Source organism: Winogradskyella eximia, assembly GCF_003386165.1.
Taxonomy (GTDB): domain Bacteria; phylum Bacteroidota; class Bacteroidia; order Flavobacteriales; family Flavobacteriaceae; genus Winogradskyella; species Winogradskyella eximia.
Genome location: NZ_QRDV01000004.1, coordinates 265,778 through 278,167, shown reverse-complemented (window position 1 = coordinate 278,167; position 12,390 = coordinate 265,778). Strand labels below are relative to the sequence as shown.

Annotated in this window: 8 protein-coding genes; 2 read left to right on the top strand and 6 right to left on the bottom strand. The window is 34.2% G+C overall.

The window, feature by feature from the left end; translation table 11 throughout:
- Nucleotides 1–152: 152 nt before the first annotated feature.
- Nucleotides 153–1,460: a T9SS type A sorting domain-containing protein gene (locus DFQ10_RS10955; protein WP_115817458.1), complete on the top strand. Its 1,308-nt coding sequence runs from the start codon at nucleotides 153–155 to the stop codon at nucleotides 1,458–1,460.
- 241 nt (nucleotides 1,461–1,701) lie between these two features.
- On the opposite strand, the gene DFQ10_RS10950 is transcribed toward DFQ10_RS10955, so the two are convergent.
- The 6 genes from DFQ10_RS10950 to bshC form a co-directional block, all read right to left on the bottom strand.
- On the bottom strand, nucleotides 1,702–1,929 hold the full coding sequence (locus DFQ10_RS10950; RefSeq protein ID WP_115817457.1) for a DUF3820 family protein: 228 nt from the start codon (nucleotides 1,927–1,929) through the stop codon (nucleotides 1,702–1,704).
- A gap of 76 nt (nucleotides 1,930–2,005) precedes the next feature.
- Nucleotides 2,006–2,545, bottom strand: a complete 540-nt coding sequence (locus DFQ10_RS10945) for a DUF922 domain-containing protein (protein WP_147299210.1) — start codon at nucleotides 2,543–2,545, stop codon at nucleotides 2,006–2,008.
- A gap of 206 nt (nucleotides 2,546–2,751) precedes the next feature.
- A complete protein-coding gene (locus DFQ10_RS10940) occupies nucleotides 2,752–4,659 on the bottom strand; it encodes a LysM peptidoglycan-binding domain-containing protein (protein ID WP_115817455.1) in 1,908 nt (635 codons plus the stop codon).
- A gap of 48 nt (nucleotides 4,660–4,707) precedes the next feature.
- On the bottom strand, nucleotides 4,708–6,243 hold the full coding sequence (gene guaA, locus DFQ10_RS10935) for a glutamine-hydrolyzing GMP synthase (RefSeq protein WP_115817454.1): 1,536 nt from the start codon (nucleotides 6,241–6,243) through the stop codon (nucleotides 4,708–4,710).
- Between the two features lie 151 nt (nucleotides 6,244–6,394).
- Entirely contained in the window at nucleotides 6,395–7,765 is a 1,371-nt protein-coding gene (locus tag DFQ10_RS10930) for a pyridoxal phosphate-dependent decarboxylase family protein (RefSeq protein ID WP_115817453.1), read from the bottom strand.
- A gap of 3 nt (nucleotides 7,766–7,768) precedes the next feature.
- A complete protein-coding gene (gene bshC, locus DFQ10_RS10925) occupies nucleotides 7,769–9,379 on the bottom strand; it encodes a bacillithiol biosynthesis cysteine-adding enzyme BshC (protein WP_115817452.1) in 1,611 nt (536 codons plus the stop codon).
- 276 nt (nucleotides 9,380–9,655) lie between these two features.
- Here bshC and DFQ10_RS10920 point away from each other — a divergent pair, with 276 nt between their 5' ends.
- Entirely contained in the window at nucleotides 9,656–12,136 is a 2,481-nt protein-coding gene (locus tag DFQ10_RS10920; RefSeq protein ID WP_115817451.1) for a M14 metallopeptidase family protein, read from the top strand.
- The last annotated feature ends 254 nt before the right edge of the window (nucleotides 12,137–12,390 follow it).

The window sequence follows — 12,390 nt, the reverse complement described above, 5'->3', positions numbered from 1 at the left end:
ATTATTATAGAAACTCATATGACCTATATGATTGTTGATTTTTTAATTTTCTAGTATAAAACAGATACAATGTTTTCTGTTAAAAGCCTATCCTTTAGGTTTTTTTGAGTTTTAAAACATTAACTTGATGGTCAATCAAAAACTTAAACTATATGAAAAAAATTACGCTAGCAATTGCCTTATTAACTTTTGGTTTACAGGCACAAACGTTTCCTAATCCATATTGTGATATTGCCAACGGCACATCCATTGAAGAAATTACATCCGTTAATTTTAATACCGCGACTATTACAAACACTGTTTCTAGTTCTGTATTAATTGATGAAACGGCAACTATAACAAGTATTGTTCAAAACCAAACGTATGCAATTACAGTTGAAGGTAATACTTATGGTAGCTTTGATACAGACATTGTTGCATTTATAGATTGGAATCAAAACTCCATTTTAGACGATGCTAACGAAATTTATGCCGTTGGCACATTGTTCGATACTACAGGAAGTGATGGAGTTTCTGTCACCACCAACATTACGGTTCCTTCTGATGCTGTTTTAGGTGAAACTCGTATTAGAATTACAAAAACGTATCAAGATCCAGATTCACCAGCAATAGTAAATCCATGCGCAATCTCTTTTAATCCTTTTGGCGGAAGTGCTCAACCTGGTTATGGACAAGCATTAGATTTCACTGTAAATATTGAAGCACCTGAACCTTTTCCTAGTCCTTATTGCGATATACCTTCTGGTGCTGTCGTAGAAGAAATAACTTCTATTATTTTTGATGCAGCTAGTATTACAAATACTGATGCCACTTCCTTATTAATTGATGAAACTGCAATTATTGCAACTGTAGTACCAAATGAAATGTATACAATTACAGTAGCAGGTAACACCTACGGTAACTTTGATACTGATATTGTCGCTTTTATAGATTGGAATCAAAATGCTATTTTAGATGATGCCAACGAAGTTTATGCGGTAGGCACATTAAACAACACTAACGGAAGTGACGGAACTTCTGTAAGTTTAGACATCACTGTACCAACTGATGCAACAACAGGTACAACTCGCATTAGAATTACAAAAACGTACCAAGACCCTAGTTCTCCAGCAATAGTAGATCCATGCGCAATCTCTTTTAATCCTTTTGGCGGAAGTGCTCAACCTGGCTATGGACAAGCAATAGATTTCACGCTGAATATAGGTACACTAAGTGTTAATCAGTTTGACCGCAATGCTTTATCTGTATATCCGACACCAATTCAAAATGAGTTGCATATAGAATATGCTTCTGAAATTAAAGCTGTTAATATTTACAATCTTGTAGGTCAAAAGGTGTATTCTAAACAAACTAATGCATCTCAACTTTCATTAGATTTATCTATGCTAGCCTCTGGTGCTTACATTATTAAATTGGTTACTGACAATGGACAACATAGCTTTAGAACTCTAAAACAATAGAAGATTATTTTTAAAATTAAAAGATTTTGAAAAGGAGGAGTAATTCACATGAATTAATCCTCCTTTTTGTTATGTTAAATTCCAAAAACTACTATTTAATATGATTTTAGTACATCCAAAATCCTATCATTAAAAATAAGTAAAAGTGATGTTGAGAATTAGGAAAATAACATTAGCAAAGATTAACGGAATTCGCTAATAAAATTAAAATGACGAAAAAAGAGGATTAAACCAAACGTGTTTACTTCTTAAAATCTCTTCGAATGGTATAGATCAACTCTTCTAAACCATTGATTTTAATTTCGCACATCTGTTTCATCATACTACCTAATTTACCTTCAGGAAATCCTTTTTGCTGAAACCAGATATAGTAATACTCAGGAATATCAATAAGATACTGGTCTTTATACTTACCAAACGGCATTTTGTAATGTGCTAACTCAATTAAAACTGTACCGTCTAATTCCATTTATCTAAGTGTAGTTGTAGGAGAAAAAAATGTCTTACTTAAGTAAGTATAACAAAAATGGATAAGTAATTTTTAATTATTGCGATTTAAATTGGTCATATTTAGCCAATTCTTTTTCAATAAAGTTATTCCATTCTCTTTGCTTTACGGCATTTATAGAATGTTGTGTTTCTTCGTCGTACTTTTTTTGAGTTTCGCTAACAGCTACATTAATTAGATCGTGTAATCTATTCAACTGTTTCTTTACATTTTGATTCACTTCAACTTTAGAAATTTGCGCTCTAAACATACGCGCGTAAAGTTCAGTAATATCAAAATGCAACTGCTCATGCCCAAGAATATGCTCGTTACTTTTATCTTTTAAATACCAAGATTTATTAGGATAAAAATGAGTTTCTACAGTCGTTGAAAATTGAACAATTCGATCACCAGATGTTTTCACTGCATACCCAAATGTAATACCAGAAGCCGTTAAGGCAACTGCATCCGACTCAAGGTCTGGACTACCTTTAAAGTCTGCCCAAGACAGTTTTTTAGACGCATTCCAAGTCACAGTTTCATCATCAGATTCACTGCCGACTAAAAACACAAATAATAAGATTAATATATATTTCAATGGAAAATAATTTGAATTAATAGCTATTTTAATTCCTATTCTAAAGACATTAGTCTTTACTATAATTTTAAAAAATATAGAATAGGCTCCCTCTCAAAAATAGTCGCATTTAAACAAACTCTAATGCTTTTTCGTTTAAAAACAGAAAACCAAGACAAGATTTAGTATTCATATATTAAACGATGAATCTAACCTTTAATCTAACCTTAATTAGCGTTAATGATCCTTAAATCATCGTATTTTACTATGTAAAGTGCTTGATTAACATAACCACCAAAAAAGTCTTTACTATATCTAAATTTATTTTCAACATATTCCGTTTCAATGGTTTCTGTTGATCCTTCGTATAAACTTTCTGCCGAAGCCAAGCGCATTAACAAATCTAAAGTAATATCGAATCCACGCACTGCATATTTACTTGGAGAAACACCATACTCTTTAAGATAAGCTTTTACAAAGCCATTTTTGGTTGATTCATCAAAATTCTTATTTACAGATGGATAATGAAACTTAAGATTAGTTAAGTTATTATTATCTATATTTTTACCTTCAAATGCTCTGTTCTTATCTGTTGTAGCTAATATGATTTCTGTTTTATTTACAACAAATCCGTTAAGTAAACTAATAACGCCAGAAGCAAACGAATTATTATTCGTTTCTAAAAACACATAAGTTCTACCTGCTGAAAACACATTCTGTAATTCAGTATGATAAATGAAATGAGCATCTTTCGTTTTATTTTTCTTGTCCATTCTAGAAAAAATCAATTTCGATCCTGGAAATTGCTTCTGCAAAGCTTCGCTGGTTGCTCTATGCGCTTGATCTGAAATGATAACTACTTTAGTTTTTAAACTATCTGCTTTTACAAAATCAATCATAGACGAAATTAACAACTTGTCTTCTGGTAAAGTTTGAAATACATTACTATAGACTTCTTTAGGCTTATTCATCGCTGCAATAACAGGAACCTTATCTGCTTTTAAAGCCAATGCCACACGATTAAAACTTTCCTCATCCATTGGACCTATAACGGCATCATAATCTGAAAAATCATTTTCAGCTAATAATTCGTTGGTCTTTGATACTTGATTACGTGTATCCAAAACCTTTAAATTCGTTGAAATCCCTAACTGTTTTGCTGAATCTAATGCCATCATAACACCAACATGAAAATCTAAAACGGCAGACAATCGCTTGTCTTCTTTTATCTTCTCTTTAGTATCTTCAACCTCAGCTACGTTCACTTTATCTAAACGATAAGGCATCATCAAAGCTATTTTTTTAGGTTTGAAGTTGGTTAAGTTTCGTTTTAAATTTGTGGTTTCTACAGCTTCTAAGCTTCCAACAGTATCAACATCTGCTGGTACTTTTAAAATCATACCTGCTTTTAAGCCTGTTGTTTTTAATTCTGGATTTAGCTGTTCTAATTGCTCTTGCGTTAAGTCTAACTTTCCTTTTAAACCGTAAAACGTTTCCTTTGGTAATACTTCATAATAACCAAACTTAGGCTCAATTTTCTTTTCTTCTTGATCTTCTATATTTGGCATATTAAGCACATCACCTGGCTGAATAACGTCATTCATATTCGGGTTTAATGCTTCCAATTCTGCTACTGTAATCCCAAATTTATAAGCAATTCTCCATTTCCCTTCTTTAGGTTGAACCGTATATTTTTTTACAGTATTATTTAAAGTTTGTTTAGAAACAACAGTTTTATACCTTGGAATTCTAATTCTATCTCCTTTTTTAAGATTTTCAGAATATAAAAAACGATTGGCTTTCTTTAGTTCTTCTTCAGAAACATTGTTTTCTTTTGCCAAACCGTATAAGGTTTCTTTTCGTTTAACCTTGTGAGATTTATAATCAATAAGTTCGCGCTTTTCTTCAGCTATTGGATTATTCTTAATTTTTGAATTAGGAATAATCAAAACTGTGTTAGGTTGAAACTTACGTTTAGCATCAGGATTTAAAGCATAAATATCAAAAGGTGTTACCAAATATTTTTTTGCAATAGTTTGAATAGTTTCACCGGGTTGTACTGTATGTTCAACAAAATTTTGAGCACTTAAACCAATGGTAAAAGCTAATAATATAATGGTTAAAATATTTTTCATGTAATCTATTTTACTTTTTATTCTGAAAACTGAGATAGTAAATCACCTCTATTCCCACTCAATCGTAGCTGGTGGTTTTGAGCTGATATCGTATACCACTCTATTAACACCTTTTACTTTATTTATAATTTCATTTGAGGTTTTTTGCAAAAACTCATATGGTAAATTTACCCAATCTGCCGTCATGCCGTCTGTACTTTCTACAGCTCTCAAAGCTACACATTTTTCGTAAGTACGTTCGTCGCCCATTACACCTACACTATTCACAGGCAACAACATAGCTCCTGCTTGCCAAACTTTATCGTATAGATTCCAAGAACGAAGGTTATTAATAAAAATAGCATCTACCTCTTGTAATATACGTACTTTTTCTTCAGTTAGATCTCCAAGAATCCTGATTGCTAATCCTGGACCAGGAAATGGGTGACGACCTAACAGCTGACTGTCCATATTCATTGACGCTCCAACACGTCTTACTTCATCTTTAAATAAAGCGCGTAAGGGCTCTACCACACTAAGCTTCATATAATCTGGCAATCCACCAACATTATGATGACTCTTTATCGTAGCACTTGGGCCTCCTGTTGCAGAAACACTTTCTATCACATCCGGATAAATAGTCCCTTGTGCTAACCATTTTACATCTTTTATTAAATGGGCTTCATCATCAAAAACGTCAATAAATGCTGATCCAATTGCTTTTCTTTTCTTCTCTGGATCACTCAATCCTTTTAACGCATCCAAAAAGCGTGCCGAAGCATCTACACCTTTAACGTTTAATCCCATGCCTTCGTATTGATGCAATACATCTTCGAATTCATTTTTACGTAACAATCCATTATTTACAAAAATACAATAGAGGTTTTTACCTATCGCCTTGTGTAATAACATAGCAGCTACAGAAGAATCTACTCCACCAGACAAACCTAGTACCACTTTATCGTTGCCTAGTTTTTCTTTTAAATCTTGAACCGTTTCTTCAACAAAAGCATTGGGTGTCCAATCTTGTTCAACCGCAGCTATTTTAACTAAAAAGTTCTGTAATAATTGATGTCCATCTGTAGTATGGTACACTTCAGGATGAAATTGAATCGCATATGTTTGCTCACCGTCAATTCTATAAGCAGCATTTTTAACATCACTCGTACTTGCTAAAAGCACACCGTTTGTTGGTAATTGCTTAATGGTGTCACTATGACTCATCCAAACTTGACTCCCTTCATGAATATTCTCAAAGAAATCTTCATCAGACTTTATAAAAGCCAAATTTGCTCTTCCGTATTCTCTAGTATTTGACTCTGCGACTTCACCTCCAGCGAAATGTGCCAAATATTGCGCGCCATAACAAACGGCTAGCATTGGCTTTTTTCCTCGAATACCTTCTAAGTCTGGGTGAAGCACAGCTTCTCCTCTAACCGAGTTTGGGCTACCAGATAAAATGACAGCTTTAAAGCTCTCTGAATCTGAAGGAATTTTATTGAATGGGTGAATTTCGCAGTAGATGTTTAACTCTCTGACGCGTCTCGCAATAAGTTGTGTGTATTGCGATCCGAAATCTAAAATTAGGACTTTGTTGTGTTGCATGCGCAAAAATAAGGATTGATTTGCGAATTACGATTTACGATTTACAATTTTTTAGATTAAGTTTTTAACATAAAACCCACTTTTGTGTTATTAAGTTAATATCACAAAAGCATCTAATAATTCATCCATTTAACACATCAATACGTTTCAACTAAATCATAGATTCTAGAATCATAGAAATATCCTTTTCTGTGGTATCAGGATTGATAAAACAAAAACGCGAACAAGTTTCATAGGTATCACCATTTTTCCATTTGGTTGGTGTCACTAATGCAAATCCTTTTTTGTGGTTTTCGTAGGTCCAGTGTGTGTAATCTTCGGGTTTCCAACCTATTCTTCTGTATAAGACACAAGATAAACTTGGTGCTCTCACCAATTCCAAATCAGGATGCGCTTCAATCAGTCGTCCTGCTATTTGTGCCAATTCCAAACCACGTTCTACAGCTTCTTTATAACGGTCGGTACCATGTGTTGCTAAAGAGAACCATAAAGGCAAACCTCTAACTCTACGTGTGAGTTGAATTTGGTAATCGGTTGGATTAAATCCATGCGCTCCTTCGTCTTTAAATATTTCGAGATATGAGCCTTGTTGGGAATGGGCATTTTTTGCCAATTCCATATTCTTATAAATTACAGCACCACAATCGTATGGTGAAAACATCCATTTATGCGGATCAATAGTAATACTATCGGCTTTTTCTATACCATTAAATAAATGACGTACAGAATCAGCCACCAAAGCGCCTCCTCCATAAGCCGCATCGACATGAAACCATAAATTCTCTTCTTCGCAGACTTTGGCTATACTATCTAAATCGTCAATGATTCCGGCATTAGTAGTTCCACCAGTTGCTACAACGGCAAATAAACATTTACGTTGGTGTTCGGTTAATGTTGCAATAGTTTCTCTAAGCGCTTCGCCTGTTAAATGCTCTTCAGAATCTACCAAAACAATATCCACATCAGCCACTTTTGCCATGGCTTTTATGGATGAATGTGCTCCTATTGAAGTGACAATCAATCCTTTTTCGCGCTTAAACTCTGGGTTCTCTCTCCAATGTTCTCTGGCAGTAACAATCGCAGATAAGTTGGCTGCTGTACCACCACTTGTAAAAACTCCAAAAGCACCTTCTGGTAAACCGGTTAAAGACACAATCCATTTCATGGCTTCGTTTTCACAAAAAATGCCTCCAGCACCTTCCATCCAATACGCGCCATGTATACTTGATGCCGACGTAATTAAATCGAACATAATAGCTGCCTTAGTTGGCGAAGCTGGCACAAATGCTAAGTTTCTTGGGTGATCTACAGGCACATTGGCTTTTGCTAAATGTGCTTTCCAAAGGTTAAAAGCGTACTCACCTCCAACTCCTTTTGATGTTACAGTTTCGCCAACCAATGCTTTTAATTCTTCAGCTTTTTTTGGTTTTCCTATTTCATGGTCGGTAGCAGAAACGCGTCCGATGACATATTTCATGACATCCAAGGTCATTTCTATTAACTCAATATCAATATGATGCATTGACTATTTTAAATTTAGGATTAAGAACTCACCTTTTAGTGGTTCTAAGGCTTTTAGTAATTCTGGAATTAAATCCTCACCAAATTCTAAATACAATTCCGAAAAATTAGTGTTTCGTTCTTGTAAACTTTGATTAGGAAACAATTGTTCTTGCAATTCTGTACAACGACTAATTTGGTCTGCTAATTTCCGTTTTTGGGCTGTTAACAATCGTTTTTCAAGATGTTTTAAGCCTTTTAATTGTTTGACTTCTTGGGCTTTTACAGCACCAACAAAAGATTTATCAGTCTGTTCTGCTAAATCATACAAGCCTTTAAACTGGGTTTCTAAATGTTGAATTTGCTCTGAAAAGTCAATATCTATATTCGATATTTTTCTAACCTTTTTATTAATAAACGAATGTCTATCTAAGAACAAATCGTTATCCGAAATATGTAATTTTTGAAGCTTTTCGGCTTGTTTAGTCGTTTTTATTAAGGCCGAATTTCGTAATAACAACATCGGAAATGTAACGTTCTGCGCTTCAAAATTAGATTTTAATTGTAACCAATAAATCATTTCTCCACCTCCACCAATGTAACAGAGGTTTGGTAGAATCACTTCTTGATATAAAGGTCGCATAATCACGTTTGGCGAAAATCGCTCCGGAAATTCATCAAGATGATCTAGTAGCTCACTCTTGCTCCAAGAAATATCAGTATCTAGTACCGAATACACTCCATCACTTTCTACAATACGCTCGCGTAAACCATCTTTAATATAAAAGAGGTTGATTTCTCTCGGATTTACCTGAATCTTTAATTCTAAATCTTCTAATTTCTTATTGGTTTCAGAAACGGTTTTAAATGCTGTTTGTTCTAGCATTTCTTGTTTCATCTGCGGAATAAACAAACGTTTCAGCTCTCTATCATCTGCATCTATAATCACTAAACCATGTTCTCCAAATAATGCGTTAGCCAAATAAAGTGTAGCATCTGCTAAATTATGATGTTTAAGATACCCTTCTTTAAACCATGTTTTTAGTTGTTCTGCATTTTTTCCACCTCCAAATTCTAAAGAAATGACGTCGAATACTTCATCTAAACCTTCGGTATTAAAATGACCAACAGCTCCCGTTTGCTCAGAATTCCACTGAATCTTTTTGCCTTTAAAATTGAAATAATTGATTTCTTCAAAATCATGATCCTCAGAAGCCATCCAATACATAGGCACAAAATTGTACTCCGGATATGCTATTTGTAATTGCTTTGCTAGGTTTATAGTAGAAATAATCTTGTACAGAAAATACAATGGTCCTGTAAATAAGTTTAATTGATGACCTGTAGTAATCGTGAAGGTATTTTCAAGATTTAGACGTTCAATATGTTCTGCTGTTAGCTCTGAAGTCGCTATGTTTTTATATTGCTGCTTTAAAGTTTCTGCGAGAATAGTTCTAGACTGCGCTCTAACAGACAAACCTTTTTCTTTTATCTGTGCTTCAAAATTTTCCAACTTAGGAAAACGATGGTAGAATTCTTTTAACTCTTCTTTTTCTGCGAGATAATCGCATATAAAATCCGAAAAATAATTGGTTTCCTTAAACGGAATATAGTTGGTGGTTGGTCTGGAATTCATTTAAAAATCAAAATTTCTATTCTACGTCAGTTCGAGTGATTTTCTTTTAAAATCGTATCGAGAACTTATCCTTAATTGAAATTAAAGTTCTCTATACAAATTCTATGCATTGCAATCATAGAATTCACTCGAACGGACGTTATTTTTATAATTGTATTATAACTGACAATATTTATGGCATAAAGATAAGACTCTTCAATTTTTTATCTGCTAATTTTTAGTTAATTCAATTGCACTAACTATCTTTACTAGCTTACAACCTTAATTTTAAATTAAATGCAAAAATTCATCTTAGCGCTTTTTGTCGTTTTTGGCAGTCTATCCTTAACATCAGCTCAAACCATTCCATCTCCAACGGACTTTTTAGGTTATGATATTGGTACACAATTTAGCAGAAATCATCAGGTTATTGATTATTTTAAAGCCGTTGAAAAAGCAGCACCTCATCAAGTAAAATTAGAAAACTACGGAAAAACCAACGAGCGTAGAGATTTGTATGTGGCTTTTGTAACGAGTGAAGCTAATATGAAGCAACTCGAAACTATTAGAGAAAACAATTTAAAAAATGCAGGTTTATTAGAAGGCGAACCAACAGCAACAGATATTGCCATTGTTTGGTTAAGTTATAATGTACATGGTAATGAAGCTTCGAGTTCTGAAGCGTCCATGCTTACCTTATATAAATTACTAACTGAGCAACAAGAATTACTTAAAAACACGGTTGTAATTATTGACCCAAGCGTCAATCCTGATGGTCGCGATCGTTATGTAAATTGGTATAACAGAACAAAAAGTGAACCATATGATGTTGACAAACAAGCTAGCGAACACAACGAACCTTGGCCAGCCGGACGACCAAATCATTACCTCTTTGATTTAAATAGAGATTGGGTTTGGGCAACACAAGTAGAAACACAACAACGTTTAGAAGTTTATAACAAATGGATGCCTCATGTGCATGTCGATTTTCATGAGCAAGGCATTAACGAGCCTTACTATTTTGCACCTGCAGCAGAACCGTTTCATGAAATCATTACAGATTGGCAACGCGATTTTCAAACACAAATAGGACAAAATCACGCTAAGTATTTTGACAAAGAAGGTTGGCTATTCTTTACCAGAGAACGTTTCGATTTATTGTATCCAAGTTATGGAGACACCTACCCAACGTTTATGGGAGCCATGGGAATGACTTATGAGCAAGGTGGTCACGGTATGGCTGGTTTAGGCATTTTGAATGACGAAGGCCATGTGTTAACATTAGTAGAACGCTTAACACACCATACAACCACAGGAATTTCTACGGTTGAAATGGCATCAAAAAATGCAAAACAATTAAATACTGAGTTTGGTAAATTCTTTAATAATACCAACTTAAAATACAAAAGCTACGTCTTAAAAGGCAATGAAGATAAATTGAATAGCCTAAAAACGCTTTTAAACAAACACCATATTGCTTTCGAAAATGCGACAAGTACTAAGGTTTCTGGTTACCATTATGCCACAGGAAAACAAGGTAGTTTTAATGTAGATGCAAATGCGGTAGTGGTGCATAGCAATCAGCCTAAAGGTAAAATGGTAAAGGTATTATTTGAACCAAACACCAAACTTTCAGATTCTTTAACTTACGATATTACGGCTTGGTCACTGCCTTATGCCTATGGATTAGATGCTATTGCAACAACGGCTAATGTTAGCAGCAATAAATTAGCGAGTCGTAAAGCATTACAAACTTTAAACGATGCTTATGGCTATGTAAGCAAGTGGAATTCTATGGAAGACGCTCAGTTTTTAGCCGAACTATTAAAGCAAGATTTTAAAGTAAGGTTTACCGAGAAACCATTCACTTCTAACAACACCAAATTTGAACGTGGGTCACTCATCATCACCAAAGGCGACAATAAGCATATTGAAAAAATGGTTTCAAAATTAAATACCATTGCACAAGAGCATGCACAACCTTTAACAGCAATTAATTCTGGATTTTCACAAAGCACTCCAGATATGGGCTCACCAGATATTAAATTAGTAAACAAACAAAAGGTGGCTATTCTTTCTGGAGAAGGCACATCGTCTTTAAGCTATGGTGAACTATGGCATTTCTTTGAGCAACAATTACACTATCCGTTGACCTCTATAAATACGGATGATTTTAGCAAAACCAATTTAAACAAATACAATGTATTAATTCTGCCAAATGGCTATTACGGAAAAGTGTTCACTGAAAACAACTTAACTAAACTAAAAGATTGGGTAAAATCTGGCGGAAAAGTAATTGCTATAGATGGTGCATTGCGAAGTTTTGCAGGTAAAGAAGGCTTTAGCCTGAGTACTAAAACACCTGAAGATGAAGACCAAAAAGAAAACCTAACGGCTTATGCAGATCGCGAACGCGAGTATAGCAATCACCTTATTACAGGAGCCATTTTTAATACCAAAGTAGATGCAACGCATCCTATGGCATTTGGTTACAGCGATCAGTATTTCACGCTTAAATTAGGAAGCTCTGCATACAATATATTAGAAAACGGCTATAACGTGGCATACTTAAATGACACCAAAGTGTTTTCTGGTTTTGCAGGCCAACAGGCTTTAAAAGCATTAGACCAAACCTTAGTATTTGGCGAAGAACCCATGGGAAGCGGTAGTTTTATTTACATGGTAGATAACACGCTTTTTAGAAGTTTCTGGGAAAATGGAAAACTCTTTTTAGTGAACGCTGTGTTCTTTGTAAATAATAACGCTTATGAGTTGTAATAAACTCTTGTTTTACTTTATTAACAATTGCTGATAAAAAACTAGATAATTAAGAGTGAGTCACTTGACTTTAAATCTCAAAAAAACTACCTTCGTTTAACGTTGGATATAAAACTTTGAAACGCTTTTATATCCGCGAGACATTGGCAAACATTTTGAAAAAACACCTCAAATAATTATCATATAGCTAAAAATTAATTATATTTTTGTTTCCGAATGAAAAACCTATTTGACATACAAGTTTGGAAACAACA

Coding starts and splice junctions, on each gene's coding strand:
- DFQ10_RS10930 (WP_115817453.1), bottom strand. CDS start 7,765: ATGCATCATATTGATATTGAGTTAATAGAAATGACCTTGGATGTCATG.
- bshC (WP_115817452.1), bottom strand. CDS start 9,379: ATGAATTCCAGACCAACCACCAACTATATTCCGTTTAAGGAAACCAAT.
- DFQ10_RS10920 (WP_115817451.1), top strand. CDS start 9,656: ATGCAAAAATTCATCTTAGCGCTTTTTGTCGTTTTTGGCAGTCTATCC.
- DFQ10_RS10940 (WP_115817455.1), bottom strand. CDS start 4,659: ATGAAAAATATTTTAACCATTATATTATTAGCTTTTACCATTGGTTTA.
- DFQ10_RS10955 (WP_115817458.1), top strand. CDS start 153: ATGAAAAAAATTACGCTAGCAATTGCCTTATTAACTTTTGGTTTACAG.
- guaA (WP_115817454.1), bottom strand. CDS start 6,243: ATGCAACACAACAAAGTCCTAATTTTAGATTTCGGATCGCAATACACA.
- DFQ10_RS10950 (WP_115817457.1), bottom strand. CDS start 1,929: ATGGAATTAGACGGTACAGTTTTAATTGAGTTAGCACATTACAAAATG.